Here is a 12,829-nt window from a genome sequence, read left to right as displayed (position 1 = left end):
ATGCCCCGGTTTCACGGAGACCGAGTTGATCAAGCTGACCGCTAAGCTGCTGATCCGGCAACAGTGGCGATGCCAGGACGGGGGCGGCGATGAACGCCGAAGATCGCATCGAACGGGCCCGGAAACTCTACGAACAGGCCGTGTACAGCGGCGATGCCCACGTACTGGCCGACGCCGAACGGGACCTGGACGCGGTGGAGGCCGACACCGCGCTGGCCCGTGGGCGGATCCTGCACGCGCGGTTTCTCGACGAACGCGCCAAGAGCGGCACCTCACCCGTCGAGGACCCGGCTGAACTGCCGTTGTTTGAGCGTGCGGCCGAGCTGTACCAGGCGCTGGCCGACACACGCGGCCAGGCCGAGGCGCTGTTCTGGATCGGCTGCCTGCATCAGATCATCCGGCGCGACAACGAGACCGCGGTTCCGCACCTGGAAAGGTCCCGCGAGCTGGCGGCGCAGGTCGGCGACAGACGGACCCAGGCCGAGGCATTGCGACACCTGGGCATCGCGGCGCACATGACCGGTCGGCTGGATGAAGCGCGCGAGCGGCTGGAGGAGTCGTCACGGCTGCGCCGAGAGGTGGGAGCGCTATCGGGCGTGGCCGCCAACATGGTCGGGCTGGCCTACGTCGCCGCCGCCCAGGACCGCCACGCGGACGCACTCGCGACACTCGACGAGGCGAACGCCATCGCACGGGCGCACGGCGCCCACGCCATCGTGCGGCAGATCGAACAGGCAAGAACGCAGATCTAGGCAGTTCAGAGGATCCGAGTCACCTGTTCGGCGGCGACGACCGCATCCCGTCGCGCCGGGTCGAGGTTGGCGCTGATGACCACGGACGCGCCCGCCGACAGCGGCGCGAGCAACCACTTCAACGGCTGCTCGTGCTCGGCGGCGTCGACGAGCAGCCGGTCACCGGCGCGCAGGTCCAGCATCCCGGCGACCTCCCGGGCGAGCGCGCCCCACTGGCCGTAGGTCGTGCCGTCCGCGCTGGCCGGATCCGACGGATGGATGGCGGTGTGGTCGGGCGTGACGTCCGAGTGGCAAAGCACCTCGGCGGACCAGTCCAACCAGCCCAGCGGCACGTCAGCCAGCCGGCCCGGCCCGGTGCCGACGAGGTAGCGGTGCGGGGCGTCCGGCACGTCCTCCAACCAGTCGTCCTGGCGTTCAGGGGTCACGAAGACCGCGTCGAACGGCCGGTCACCGCCGGGCTCCAGCACCGGCAGGCCCGCCGTGGCGCGCGGCCGGAACGACACCGCCAGGCCGCAGGCCCAGGCGCCCAACAACACCGCGGCGGTACGCCAGTGCGGCGGCAGCAGCACCGCTACGCGGCTGCCGGGGCCGAGTCCGCAGCCGTCCCGCAGCAGGCTGGCGCTGCGCGCGGCCCACACGCCGACCTGCTGCGCGGTCAGGTCGACGCGCTCGCCGGTCGCCTCGTCGCGGTAGCTGAGCAGCGGAATCTCGGTGGCGGTGGACGGGTCCGACAGGTCGGCCGTGGCGTGTGGCTGCATCCGCGTGCTCCCCGGGTGACGACGTCGCCACCACCCTACGCAACGACTTTGGTTGTACCCCTCGTCGGCCGATGGCCGTAGCGGCTGGCCGGGTGGCCCACGGACGCTACGGACGACCCCCGCAGCGCCACCGAGGAGTGCCCATGCCGACCGCGCCCGACCTCGCCGACCGTCCCCCGTTGCGCCGCCGGCTCGTGCCGGTGGTCGCGTTGCTGCTGCTCGCGCCCTGGGCGGCCGAGTGTTCGTGGGGTGGCTTCGCCCTCGACGGCTTCCTCCCGGTGGTGATCTTCCTGGGCCCGATGTACGGCGGGGCGGCGATCCTGATCCGGGAGACCGCCCGGCACCTCGGCGCGGGATGGCCGACGATCGTGCTGCTCGCCGCCGCCTTCGGTGTGCTCCAGGCCGGCCTGGTGGACCAGTCCCTGTTCAACCCCGGCTACCTCGATGACACCCAGTACGCCGACACCCGGGCCGCCGCCGAGGCGTCGCTGGTGCCGGGGCTCGGGTTCAGCCTCCGGCAGGCGTTCGACTACGTGGGCAACCACATCCTGCTGACCATCTGCGCGCCGATCGTGTTCGTCGAGTCGTTCCTCGGTGCGAAACGGCGGCTTCGGCCGTGGCTCGGACGACAGGGGTTGGCGGTGGTCGCGGTGCTCTACCTGCTCGGCAGCCTGCTGATCTTCACCACTCCCGAGGGCCGGAAGAACTTCCTGGCCAGCCCGCTGCAACTGGCCTTCGCCACCGCGGTGGTCCTCACTCTGGTCGCGGCGGCCCTGCTGCCCCGCTGGCGTCGCACCCACCCGCGCCGCGTCCGCCGGGTGCCGCACCCGATCTGGGTGGGTCTGCTGGTCGTCCTCGCCCGCCTCTTCACCGACCCGACGCCCGGTTGGCCGGGGGTGGCCGTCGCGCTGGCGCTCGCCGCCACCGTCGGGGCCGTGCTCGCGTACCTGTCGGGGGGCGCTCGCTGGGGGCAGCGGCACGTGCTCGCCGCGGGCTCGGCGAGCGTGGTCAGCGCCGCCGCGTTCGCGTACCTGGTGCCGCCGTACTCCCCGGCGAGCCCGGCGGCGGCCCTGGCCGGCGACGTCGCGGTCACCGTCATCACCGTGGCCCTGGTCGTTGGCGCCTGGTGGCGTCTGCGCCGCGCTTCGCCCGCTGTCCACGTCGCCGCGAGCTGATGCTCCCTGGCGGTGCCGGTCAGGTGCCGGCGAGGTAGCGGGTCGGGCGCGGCCGTTTGCCAGTGCGGGGCGGCAGCACCGCCACGCGGCTGTCAGCAGCGGACGATGCTCAGGACCGGTCGCCGGCAGCAGGGCCGGCCTGGATGAGTCGATCCAGGACATCGCGAGCGGCTGCGAGCCGATCCATGGACGTCGTGATGCGGGTGCGCTCCACTGCCAGAGCGTCGAGGAGCTCCGGGCAGGTGGGGGCCAGCACGGTTACGTCGTCGGGGATGCAGGGAAGGATCTCGGCGATCGCCGCGGTGTTCAAGCCGGCGGACAGCAACAGTTGGATGTGCCGCACCGTGCCGACCGCCTGCGAGTCGTAGTGACGGTAGCCGCTGGCGAGACGGGCGGGACGCAACAGGCCCGCCTCCCGCGCCAGTTCGCTGATCCGCACACCGACAGCAGATCAGGGCTTGACCTTCACGTCAACGTGAAGGTTTAGCGTCGTCGCTGTGACTCACCGCAACCAGGACAATCAATCCGCCACCGTCGCCGTCCTGGGGCTCGGCCCGATGGGTCGGGCGCTGGCCGCCGCGTCGCTCGCCGCCGGCCACCCGCAGGCGGCACGCTGATCACGATCGGCGACGGACCGGGTGGCGCGACCTGGCGATTACACTCGCCCCCACACCACTTTGGAGGGGGCGGCGCAGTGGGTGAACTGCTGTCGGCGGTGGTCCAGATCGTCAACTCGTACGTCAGCAGACTGCTGGATCGGCGGACGGTTTCCCAGGATGCGAAGGTCGGCGCCCACCTGCTGGACGTGGTCCTCACGTTGCAGGAGTTGTGCCTCAACGGCGACCGCCTCCTGAGCCTGGCCGACGCCCTGATCTCCGACGCCGACCCCCGGGCGGACGACCAGGCGGAGTTCGCCGCCCTGCTGCACCGGCAGTCCATGCTGATCAACCAGCTCCGGCGCGGCATCGACGACTCCCGCGCGCTGCTCGCCACCGTCGACGTGGACTTCGCGTTCGCGATGGCGCCCTTCCTCGATGGCAAGTCGGGGCTGCTGACCCGCTGGCAGCAACAGGCAGCCCTCAGCCGGTACTCCACCACGACGCTGTTCTTCCTACCCGCCGAGGCGGTCACCCGGGTGGTGGCGGCCAGTCCGGCCGCCTCGACCACCACCGAAATCGACCGGAACCGGACGGAGTTCGTGCTGGTGATGGCGGACGAGGTACGCAGCGCTCGCCGGCGGGAGGTGGCGGACATCCGAGCCGTCGCGGATGACGAGCGCGCCAGGCTGCTGCGGGACGTGGGCCGGGCCCGTGCCGACCTGGCCGCCGCCCGGGCGCTGTGCGCGCGGCTGCTCGCGGCGACCCAGGAGGCCATCGGTCCAGCGGCCACCGCCCGGATACGACGGACGCTGACGCCCCGACAGCAGCACCGCTGAGCGCAATCAGTCGCCCGGATCCCGGTCCCAGTCGAAGCCCGCGCGGGCGAACGCGACGCTGCCGTCCCCGGTGGCGTACACCTTGATCGCTTTCAGGCCCAGCGACCGGGTGAGCCTTTCCAGGTTGGACATGATGCGCTGGAAGAGCCCGGTGCCGGTGGCCTCCTCGGTGATGCGGATCTCGTCCAACATCGCCAACCGCCTGGGGAAGGAGAGCCGCAGTTCGAGCAGGACCCGCAGAACGTCGGACGGCGCGATGCGCAGCGAGACCGCGGCACCGCCGTCGGCGTAGAGCGAGATCTCGACCCGCGCGTCGGGCAGCTCCGCCGTCAGCACCTCGTAGAACTGCTGCGGCGTCAGCTTCATCCACTGTCGCCAGGCGGCGAGCGCGGCCTCGTCCGCCCGGCCGACCGTCAGCGCCGGTTCCGCCGCCCGCAGGTCGGCCACGGTCAACGCCTCGATCTCGACCGGTCGCTCCCCGGCTCGGACCTCCTCATAAGGCGTCAACGGCACTCCCGCCTCGACCAGGAGCCGGTCGAAGTCCGGGTCGGGCCAGTACGGGGCCGGCGCGAACTCGCCGACGCGGCACCACAGTTCGTGCCACAGCCGTACCGCGCCAAGCGGTCGAAGGCCGAGCCGCATGGCTGCGACGAGGACGCACCGGTGCAGGTGCAGCGTTGCGGCGAGCGCCGCCAGGTTCGCCCCCGGCTCGTCGCAGGCCCGCAGGGCGCCGACGGAGTTCCGGTCCAGTTCGGTGTACGCCACCAGTTCCGGCAGGTCCGTCAGACGCACCGGGATCGGGGAGTCGAGCAGGGAGTCGAGGTCGGCCGGCTCCCAGGCGACGTCGTCGTTCAGCAGGATCATCCGCAGATCCCGGCCGTGCTGGCGGACCACCACCTGGAGGATCGGCTTACCATCCGGCAGCGTCCGGTGGTTGAGCCACACCACCGCCTCGGGGTAGAGCCGCAGGCTCACGTCGATCGCCGGCACGGTGACGAGCAGGGCGGAGCCGTCGTGCTCAACCCGCAGCGCGCGGAGCTCACTCAGCGCGCCGACGAGTTCACTCATCTGCATCGGCGAACTCTAGCGACCGAACGCGTCGTACGCGATCACCGACAACTCGGCCGCCGCTGATTCGACAGCCGGGAACGCCACCGTCAACGTGCGCTAAGGCGGGCCCGCCATGTCGATGTGCTGTTGAGCGGTATACCGCAGAGGTATGAATATGACTCTGGGGTATACCGCTCACTGGCGCATCCGCCCCGACGAAGGTGACCGACCGTCACCGTCGACCCCCGACTGCGCCCACAGCACCAGCCAGGGTCAGCCCTTGACCGGCAGTTCCGGGCCGCCGTCGAGCAGTGCGGCCAGCAGGTCGCCGTACTCCTCGACCCGCTCCAGGACCTCGGCGGCGGTGAACTGGCGGACGGCGGGTGTCCGGCCGCGCGCGCCGGCCTCGACCTCGTCCCAGGTCAACGGCGTCGAGGCCGAGGGCGTCCGCTGGGCGCGCAGCGAGTACGGCGCCACTGTGGTCTTCGCCGCGTTGTTCTGACTCCAGTCGATGAAGACCTTGCCGGGGCGCAGGTTCTTCGCCATCTTCGACACGATCAGCTTGGGGTGCGCCTTCTCCAGCTCCTGCGCGATCCGGCGCGCGTAGGCGGAGACGTCGTCGGCGGACTGGGTGCCGGCGATCGGGCAGCAGAGCTGCATGCCCTTCTTGCCGGACGTCTTCGGGTACGAGTCGATGCCGTCGTCGGCGAGCCGGTCGCGCATCAGCACCGCCACCGGGCAGCACTCGGCGAGCCCGGCCGGCGGCCCCGGGTCCAGGTCGACGACCATCATGTCCGGGTCCTGGCCCACCTTCCACTGCGGTGTGTGCAGCTCCAACGCGGCGAGGTTGGCCAGCCAGACCAGGGTGGGCAGGTCGTCGGCGACCACGTAGTCGATGGTCTCCCGACCCTTCGTCGACCCGGGCGCGGGCAGCGTCTCCACCCGTACCCAGTCGGGCGTCGCGGCCGGCTTGTTCTTCTCGAAGAAGGACTTGTCGTCCACCCCGTTGGGAAAGCGGATCCGGGTCACCGGCCGGTCGGCCAGGTGCGGCAGCAGCGCCGGGGAGATCCGGGTGTAGTAGTCGATCACCTCGCCCTTGGTGAAGCCGACCGCCGGATAGAGGACCTTGTCCAGGTTGGACAGCTCCAGCGGGCGACCCTCGACGTCCACCCGCACCTTCTCAGCCGGCATCGTCGACCTCCTCCGGCGGCTTGTCCGGGCGCAACCGCAGCACCCGGGGGAAGCGCAGCCGGCCGTCCGGGGTGCGTTGGCCGTACTTCACCTCCACCACCACCCGGGGTTCTACCCAGATGGCGCCCCGGGCATCCTCGCGCGGCACTCCCGGCGCGAACGGTGACACGCCGGAGCGCAGCGGCTCCAGCTCGGCGAGGAGCTGCCGTTCGATGGCCGCCCCGATCCCGCCACCCACCCGACCTCGGTAGATCAACCGGCCGTCCGGGCCGGGCACCCCGACCAGCAGCCCGCCGATGCGGCGCGCACCCGGCCGCCAGCCGCCCACGACGAAGTCCCCGGTCACCTCCAGCTTGACCTTCACCCAGTCCGGGGAGCGCACCCCGGGCCGGTAGACGGCGCCGACCCGTTTGGCCATCACGCCCTCCAGGCCGTGCTCCCCGGCCGCCTCGTAGGTCGCCGGGCCGTCGGCGAACACCGGCGGCACCGCCCACCGGGCGCCGCCGAGCGCGAGCGCGTCCAGGGCCTCCCGCCGGCGCTCGTACGGCCAGCCGGTCAGGTCGTCACCGTTGCGGCGCAACAGGTCGAAAATCATGTACGTGACCGGCATGACCGCCGCCAGCCGGGCCGCCTTGTTGCGATCCCGCACGTGCATCCGCTCGGCCAGCGCCGTGAACGAGGGCTGCCCGCCCTGGCCCAGCAGCACCACCTCGCCGTCGAGCAGCACGTCGTCGACCTGCTCGCAAAGGGTGGCCAGCTCGGGGTACGCGGCGGTGATCTCCACGCCGGAGCGGGCGTACAGGTGCTGGACGCCGCCGGAGATGTCGGCGAGCGCGCGGACCCCGTCCCACTTGAACTCGTACGCCCAGCCGTCACCCGCCGGGAGCGGCCCGGTCATCGCGAGCATCGGCTTGAGCGGCGCGCCGGGCACGACCCGACTGTAGTAGCAGGGCGAACACCTCGCGCGGAGTTCCAACGGATGCGAGCATGGTCGATACCGGGGAAGGGAGCGCAGGATGCGTGCCATCTGGAAGGGAGCCGTGTCGTTCGGGCTCGTCTCGATCGGGGTGAAGCTCTACTCGGCGACCGAGGAGAAGGACATCCGGTTCCACCAGGTGCACCGCGAGGACGGCGGCCGGATCCGCTACAAGCGCACCTGCTCGGTCTGCGGCGAGGAGGTCACCTACGACGACATCGCCAAGGGCTACGACATCGGCGGCGGCGAGATGGTGATCCTCACCGACGAGGACTTCGCCGACCTGCCGCTGACCAGCTCGCGGGCGATCGACGTGCTGGAGTTCGTGCCCGCCGAGCAGGTCGACCCGATCCTCTACAACAAGGCGTACTTCCTGGAGCCGGAGGGCACGGCGACCAAGCCGTACGTGCTGCTGCGCGACGCCCTGATCGACTCGGAGCGGGTGGCCATCGTCAAGGTGGCGCTGCGCCAACGTGAACAGCTCGCCACGCTGCGGGTCCGCGAGGGCGTGCTGCTGCTCAACACGATGCTCTGGCCGGACGAGATCCGTACGCCGGACTTCGGTTTCCTCGACGAGGACCTGAAGGTACGCCCACCGGAGCTGGCCATGGCCAGCTCGCTGATCGACTCGATGACCGGCGAGTTCGAGCCGGACGTCTTCACCGACGACTACCGGGCCGCGTTGCAGGAGGTCATCGACGCCAAGGTGGAGGGTCGGGAGGTCGTCCAGCCGGAGGAGGCCGAGGAGGCGCCGGCCCCGGCGGTGGACCTGATGGCCGCGCTGAAGGCATCGGTGGACCGGGCCCGGGCGGCACGCGGCGAACAGCCCGCGCGCGGTGGGGGCGGCGGCGAGCCGACGCCCATCTCGTCGGCCCGCTCGGCCCAGAAGGCGGCCGAGAAGAAGGCCGCCAAGGCGCCCGCGAAGAAGACCACGGCGAAGAAGACGGCGGAGAAGAAGACGGCGGAGAAGAAGACCGCCGCGAAGAAGGCCGAGCCGGCGAAGAAGACGGCTGCGAAGAAGGCCGAGCCGGCAAAGAAGACGGCCGCGCGCAAGACCGCACCCCGCAAGAGCGCCTGACCGTACGGCGGCGACGAAGGGTGTCCGCCGGACCGGGTACGCTCCGCCGGCCGTTGGCCACCGGAGGAGCCCCCCATGCCGTACACCCCTGACCTGGACCGGTTGTTGACGCCGGGTGCCCGCTTCACCGACGAGTACGGCGCGTACCTGATCGAGGCCCATCCCGTGGATGACGTCGTGCTGCCCACCGGCCGGGTGGTCGGGTGCGACCCGCTGGTCTGCCCGGAAGCCGAGCCGTACACGGTGACTGTCGCGCCGGGGCGGTACCCCGCCCGCGCCTGGGTGGCCGTGGTGCTCCGGGAGGGCGCCGAGGTGGACCGGCGGGTGGCCGCGCTGCAACTGGTGGTCTCCGACGAGCCGGCGATTCGCTGGGAGCCGGCCGTCGCGGGCGACCAGGACGTCGCCGCGCTCGGCCCGGACGACTACTTCGGGTACGGGGTGGACGCGGGCGCCGGCACGCTCGCCGACCCGACGGCGCTCGCCGTCCTCGACGGCTGGGACCACGACCAGGTGGAGGAGGTGTTCATCCCTGACGAGCTGCCCGTGTCGCCGGTCCGGGGCCTGATCACCGCAGTCCTCGACGAGACCACCGGCGCCAACGTCGTCACCGTGGCCACGGGTTGGGGGGACGGCTGCTACGGCACCTGGATCGGGCGCGCGGCCGACGGGTCCGTGACGTCGTTCGTGACCGACTTCATGGTGATCCCGAAATAACGTCCCGCGAGGGCGTCGCTGGGCGATCCGAGGCATCCGGGGCGGGCACGGCGGGCCGCCGGGCGGGTACCGTGTGCGTCGGCTTTCCCCCCGGCACCGCGTGCCGGCCACACCTTCGCAGCAGGGAGTCGACGACGTGAGCGAGCGCACGCAGGAGAACCGGTCGGAGGGCCAGAGCCCGGCGACGAAGGCGGGTCGGCGGCTGGCCGCCCAGCTGGCGGCGCAGAAGGCCGCCGAGGCGAAGCGCCGCCGCCAGGCGTGGGCGGGTGGCCTCGCCGGCGTCGCCGTGATGGCGCTGCTGATCGGCGGTTTCGTGTGGATCGACCGGAACCGGAGCGACGACAAGCCGGCCAACCAGGCAGGTGCGACCCCGTCCGCCTCCGCCCCGGCCGCGGACGCCCCCACCGCGCCCCCGGCTCCGCAGCTGCCCGCGGGCGCCGACCCGGCGCTGGGCACCAAGCCGACGGTGGCGGCGGGCAAGGGTGAGCTGAAGAAGCTCACCGTCACCCCGGTGATCAAGGGCACCGGCCCGGCGGTGAAGAAGGGCCAGACCATCACCACCAACTACGTGGGCGTCTTCTTCAAGGACGGCAAGGAGTTCGACTCGTCCTGGAACGCCGGCCAGCCGGCCAGCTTCCCCATCGGCGTGGGTCAGGTCATCCCCGGCTGGGACCAGGGTCTGGTGGGCGTGACCGTGGGCAGCCGGGTGCAGCTCGACATCCCGGGCGAGCTGGCGTACGGCAACGACGAGGCCAACGCCAACGGGCGTCCGACCGGTCCGCTGCGCTTCGTGGTGGACGTGCTCGCCGCCCAGTGACCCGTCCGGATCGCCCCGGTTGTCGCCGCGGCGCGATGGACTTGTTCACATGGGGCTTCCTGCCCGTCACCCTCCGGCAGTAGGTTCGGCGTCACCCCGGGCGGCCCGCCGTCCGGGGTGACCATGCGGACCCGGGACGCGGAGGTGCACGTGACGGCGCTGGACGAGCCCGGGCGGACCGCCCGGCTGATGTGGACGCACTTCGAGCCGGTGCACGCGGTCACCTACTTCCACCCTCGGGCCCGGGCCGCGCACGAGGCGGTCGGGCTGCGCGGCTACTGGCGGGGCTACTTCGCCGGCCGGGCCGCGCCGCTGGGCGCCGCCGAGGCCGCCCCGGTCATCGCCGCGTTCTTCAACTTCGCACCACCCATGGTGAGCCGGGCCCTGCCGGCGGTCTGGCGGCTGGCCACCCCGCAGGAGGCGCTGCGCGCCCGGCTGACCGGCGCCGTGCAGGCCCTCGCGGAGCTGACCTACGAGCTGCCCGAGGCGCACCTGGCCGAGGCCGCCGACCTGCTGGAACGGGCCGCCTCGGCGGCGCAGACCGCCGGTCGGGTGCTCGGCGCGGCCAACGCGGCGCTGCCGGTCGGGGAATACCCTCTCGCCCGCCTCTGGCAGGCCGCGACCACGCTGCGGGAGCTGCGGGGCGACGGGCACATCGCCGCCCTGGTTGCCGCCGGCCTGGACCCGGTGGAGACGCTGGCGTGGCGGGTCGCGGTGGACATGCCGGCGGAGAACCTGCTCGGCCGGGGCTGGTCCGAGCAGCAGTGGCGGGCCGCCCGCGAGCGGCTGGCCCAGCGCGGCTGGCTGACCGGGGACGGCACGGCCACCGACGTCGGTCACGCCGGGTTCCAGGCGATCGAGGACGCCACCGACCGCGCCGCCGCACATCCGTGGGAGGCTCTCGGCCCGGACGACACCGACCGGCTGCGTGAGCTGCTGGAGCCGATGGCCCGGTCGTGTCACACGGTGATCCCGCCGAACAGCCCGATCGGGCTGCCCGCGCTGCCCGGCTGACCGGCGGTCCGCCTCTCGGGCAGGATGGGCCCGTGGTGGATGCGGTGGTTTTCGACCTGGACGGCGTGATCGTGGATTCCGAACCGGTCTGGGAGGAGGTCCGGCGGGCGTACGTGGCGGCACACGGTGGGTCCTGGCAGCCGGACACCCAGCGCCGGCTGATGGGCATGAGCACCGGGGAGTGGGCCCGCTACCTCAGCGGTGAGCTGGGCGTGCGCCGCAGCGCCGAGCAGGTCGCCGACGAGGTGGTGCGGGAGATGGCCCGGCGCTACACCGAGCACGTACCGCTGATCGACAGTGCCGACGAGGTCGTACGCCGGCTGGCCGCGCGGTGGCCGCTGGGGTTGGCCAGCTCGTCGCCGACCCGGCTGATCGCGGCGGCGCTGGACGCCACCGGCCTGACCGGCGCGTTCGGCGCGACCCTATCCACCGAGGAGACCGAGCGGGGCAAGCCGGCGCCGGACGTGTACCTGACCGTCGCGCGGCGCCTCGGCGTCGACCCGACCCGTTGCGCGGCCGTGGAGGACTCGTCCAACGGCGTGCGGTCGGCCGCGGCGGCGGGGATGAAGGTGGTGGCGGTGCCCCACGGGTCGTACCCCCTCGACCCGGACGCCGCCGGGCTCGCGGTCGTGACGTTGGGGTCGATCGGTGAGTTGACGCCGGAGCTGGTGGAGGGGCTGGGTTGACGCGGGCCGAGCGGGGTAGGAGCCACGAATGAAAGCCATCGTGTACGAGCGCAACGGCGACCCTTCCGTGCTGGAGCTGGTCGACCGGCCGGTGCCGGAGCCGGGGGCCGGCGAGGTGCTGGTCCGCCTGGCGGTGTCCGGGGTGAACCCGACGGACTGGAAGTCGCGGCGTGCCTTCCCGCCGGACGGGTGGCAGATCCCCGGGCAGGACGGCGCGGGCGTGGTGGAGGCGGTCGGCGAGGGGGTCGACCGTGCGCTGATCGGCGAGCGGGTCTGGATCTGGGAGGCGGCCTGGCAGCGGCCGTGGGGCACCGCCGCGGAGTACACGCTGGTGCCGGTGCGGCAGGCGGTTCCCCTGGGCGACGCCTCGTTCGAGTTGGGAGCCAGCCTGGGCATCCCGTTCCTCACCGCGCACCGCTGTCTGACGGCCGGCGAGTTCATGCCCGACGCGCTGCGCGCCGGTGCGCTTGCCGATCACACCGTGCTGGTGCAGGGCGGGGCGGGCGCGGTCGGCAACGCGGCGATCCAGCTCGCCCGCTGGGCCGACGCGACGGTGATCGCCACGGTGAGCAGCGCGGAGAAGGCACAGCTCGCGGCGGCGGCCGGCGCCTCCTATGTGATCAACTATCGAGAGCAGGACGTGGTCGAGGAGGTCCGCAGGATCACCCCCGACGGGGTGCACACGATCGTGGAGGTCTCCCCCGGCCGGAACGCCGCGGTCGACGCCCAGGTGCTGCGGCACGGCGGCGCGGTCTGCATGTACGCCGACGACGGCGGGGGCGAGGTGACCATCCCGATCCGGCCGATGATGGCGCCGAACGCCCGCTGGCAGTTCGTGCTGGTCTACACGGAGCCGAAGGCGGCCAAGGCGCAGGGTGTGATCGACGTGGCGGCGGCGGCCAGCCAGGGCGGCCTCCGGGTCGGCGCGGACGCCGGTCTGCCGCTGCACCACTATCCGCTTGCCGACACGGCGGCCGCGCACCAGGCGGTCGAGGACTCGGCGGTGGGCAAGGTGCTGATCACCACCAGTGACGCCTGAACGGGTCGCTGGACACCCGATTTCCCCGTCATCAGGACAGACGCGAACAAGTTTCGCAACAATGACGGTGCGGGATCACCCCGTGTGGAGCGGGCGGCCCCGGCGCGGGGGGAACGCCGGGGGCGCCCCAGGGGGGGGATGTCA

Annotated in this window: 14 protein-coding genes; 9 read left to right on the top strand and 5 right to left on the bottom strand. The window is 72.4% G+C overall.

Annotated elements, in window-relative coordinates; translation table 11 throughout:
- Nucleotides 1-89 precede the first annotated feature (89 nt).
- Nucleotides 90-752, top strand: coding sequence for a tetratricopeptide repeat protein (locus tag AB0J68_RS00245; protein ID WP_355065503.1), 663 nt, complete (start codon nucleotides 90-92; stop codon nucleotides 750-752).
- A gap of 5 nt (nucleotides 753-757) precedes the next feature.
- On the opposite strand, the gene AB0J68_RS00240 is transcribed toward AB0J68_RS00245, so the two are convergent.
- Nucleotides 758-1,510: a TIGR03089 family protein gene (locus tag AB0J68_RS00240; RefSeq protein WP_363935139.1), complete on the bottom strand. Its 753-nt coding sequence runs from the start codon at nucleotides 1,508-1,510 to the stop codon at nucleotides 758-760.
- Nucleotides 1,511-1,653: 143 nt separating this feature from the next.
- Between AB0J68_RS00240 and AB0J68_RS00235 the strand changes: the two genes are divergently transcribed.
- Nucleotides 1,654-2,685, top strand: a complete 1,032-nt coding sequence (locus AB0J68_RS00235; RefSeq protein ID WP_363935138.1) for a hypothetical protein — start codon at nucleotides 1,654-1,656, stop codon at nucleotides 2,683-2,685.
- A 109-nt stretch (nucleotides 2,686-2,794) separates the two neighbouring features.
- Here the strand turns inward: AB0J68_RS00235 and AB0J68_RS00230 are convergent, their stop codons facing one another.
- Nucleotides 2,795-3,124, bottom strand: a complete 330-nt coding sequence (locus tag AB0J68_RS00230) for a MerR family transcriptional regulator (RefSeq protein ID WP_363935136.1) — start codon at nucleotides 3,122-3,124, stop codon at nucleotides 2,795-2,797.
- 255 nt (nucleotides 3,125-3,379) lie between these two features.
- Between AB0J68_RS00230 and AB0J68_RS00225 the strand changes: the two genes are divergently transcribed.
- On the top strand, nucleotides 3,380-4,120 hold the full coding sequence (locus AB0J68_RS00225) for a hypothetical protein (protein WP_363935134.1): 741 nt from the start codon (nucleotides 3,380-3,382) through the stop codon (nucleotides 4,118-4,120).
- Between the two features lie 6 nt (nucleotides 4,121-4,126).
- Here the strand turns inward: AB0J68_RS00225 and AB0J68_RS00220 are convergent, their stop codons facing one another.
- The 3 genes from AB0J68_RS00220 to ligD (AB0J68_RS00210) all read right to left on the bottom strand — a co-directional run bounded on the left by AB0J68_RS00220 (nucleotide 4,127) and on the right by ligD (AB0J68_RS00210) (nucleotide 7,292).
- Nucleotides 4,127-5,194 (bottom strand): hypothetical protein, encoded by a 1,068-nt coding sequence (locus tag AB0J68_RS00220; RefSeq protein ID WP_363935132.1) that lies wholly within the window; start codon nucleotides 5,192-5,194, stop codon nucleotides 4,127-4,129.
- Nucleotides 5,195-5,443: 249 nt separating this feature from the next.
- Nucleotides 5,444-6,361 carry a non-homologous end-joining DNA ligase gene (gene ligD / locus AB0J68_RS00215; protein ID WP_363935130.1) on the bottom strand — a complete coding sequence of 306 codons (918 nt, stop codon included), beginning with the start codon at nucleotides 6,359-6,361 and terminating at the stop codon, nucleotides 5,444-5,446.
- Nucleotides 6,351-7,292, bottom strand: a complete 942-nt coding sequence (gene ligD, locus AB0J68_RS00210; protein WP_355065489.1) for a non-homologous end-joining DNA ligase — start codon at nucleotides 7,290-7,292, stop codon at nucleotides 6,351-6,353. The genes ligD (AB0J68_RS00215) and ligD (AB0J68_RS00210) overlap by 11 nt, the downstream gene beginning before the upstream one ends.
- An 85-nt stretch (nucleotides 7,293-7,377) precedes the next feature.
- Here ligD (AB0J68_RS00210) and AB0J68_RS00205 point away from each other — a divergent pair, with 85 nt between their 5' ends.
- The 6 genes from AB0J68_RS00205 (at nucleotide 7,378) to AB0J68_RS00180 (ending at nucleotide 12,685) form a co-directional block, all read left to right on the top strand.
- Complete coding sequence (locus AB0J68_RS00205; protein WP_363935128.1) at nucleotides 7,378-8,415, top strand: Ku protein; 1,038 nt, start codon at nucleotides 7,378-7,380, stop codon at nucleotides 8,413-8,415.
- Between the two features lie 75 nt (nucleotides 8,416-8,490).
- Nucleotides 8,491-9,129, top strand: a complete 639-nt coding sequence (locus AB0J68_RS00200; RefSeq protein ID WP_363935127.1) for a DUF4241 domain-containing protein — start codon at nucleotides 8,491-8,493, stop codon at nucleotides 9,127-9,129.
- 100 nt (nucleotides 9,130-9,229) lie between these two features.
- On the top strand, nucleotides 9,230-9,946 hold the full coding sequence (locus tag AB0J68_RS00195; RefSeq protein WP_354854735.1) for an FKBP-type peptidyl-prolyl cis-trans isomerase: 717 nt from the start codon (nucleotides 9,230-9,232) through the stop codon (nucleotides 9,944-9,946).
- Nucleotides 9,947-10,135: 189 nt separating this feature from the next.
- The gene (locus tag AB0J68_RS00190) at nucleotides 10,136-10,960 is read left to right on the top strand and encodes a hypothetical protein (RefSeq protein ID WP_363935184.1); all 825 of its coding nucleotides are present in this window, start codon (nucleotides 10,136-10,138) and stop codon (nucleotides 10,958-10,960) included.
- A gap of 32 nt (nucleotides 10,961-10,992) precedes the next feature.
- A complete protein-coding gene (locus tag AB0J68_RS00185) occupies nucleotides 10,993-11,646 on the top strand; it encodes an HAD family phosphatase (RefSeq protein WP_354854733.1) in 654 nt (217 codons plus the stop codon).
- 28 nt (nucleotides 11,647-11,674) lie between these two features.
- Nucleotides 11,675-12,685: an NADPH:quinone reductase gene (locus tag AB0J68_RS00180; RefSeq protein WP_363935125.1), complete on the top strand. Its 1,011-nt coding sequence runs from the start codon at nucleotides 11,675-11,677 to the stop codon at nucleotides 12,683-12,685.
- Nucleotides 12,686-12,829: the final 144 nt, after the last annotated feature.

Source organism: Micromonospora sp. NPDC049580 (assembly GCF_040675595.1).
In the GTDB taxonomy this organism is placed as follows: domain Bacteria; phylum Actinomycetota; class Actinomycetes; order Mycobacteriales; family Micromonosporaceae; genus Micromonospora.
This window is presented reverse-complemented; position numbering and strand designations above follow the sequence as displayed.

Excerpts from the sequence above, each read along its gene's own strand:
- AB0J68_RS00220 (WP_363935132.1), bottom strand. The coding sequence starts at position 5,194 with ATGCAGATGAGTGAACTCGTCGGCGCGCTGAGTGAGCTCCGCGCGCTG.
- AB0J68_RS00190 (WP_363935184.1), top strand. The coding sequence starts at position 10,136 with ATGTGGACGCACTTCGAGCCGGTGCACGCGGTCACCTACTTCCACCCT.
- AB0J68_RS00240 (WP_363935139.1), bottom strand. The coding sequence starts at position 1,510 with ATGCAGCCACACGCCACGGCCGACCTGTCGGACCCGTCCACCGCCACC.
- AB0J68_RS00205 (WP_363935128.1), top strand. The coding sequence starts at position 7,378 with ATGCGTGCCATCTGGAAGGGAGCCGTGTCGTTCGGGCTCGTCTCGATC.
- AB0J68_RS00200 (WP_363935127.1), top strand. The coding sequence starts at position 8,491 with ATGCCGTACACCCCTGACCTGGACCGGTTGTTGACGCCGGGTGCCCGC.
- AB0J68_RS00245 (WP_355065503.1), top strand. The coding sequence starts at position 90 with ATGAACGCCGAAGATCGCATCGAACGGGCCCGGAAACTCTACGAACAG.
- AB0J68_RS00180 (WP_363935125.1), top strand. The coding sequence starts at position 11,675 with ATGAAAGCCATCGTGTACGAGCGCAACGGCGACCCTTCCGTGCTGGAG.
- ligD (WP_363935130.1), bottom strand. The coding sequence starts at position 6,361 with ATGCCGGCTGAGAAGGTGCGGGTGGACGTCGAGGGTCGCCCGCTGGAG.
- AB0J68_RS00235 (WP_363935138.1), top strand. The coding sequence starts at position 1,654 with ATGCCGACCGCGCCCGACCTCGCCGACCGTCCCCCGTTGCGCCGCCGG.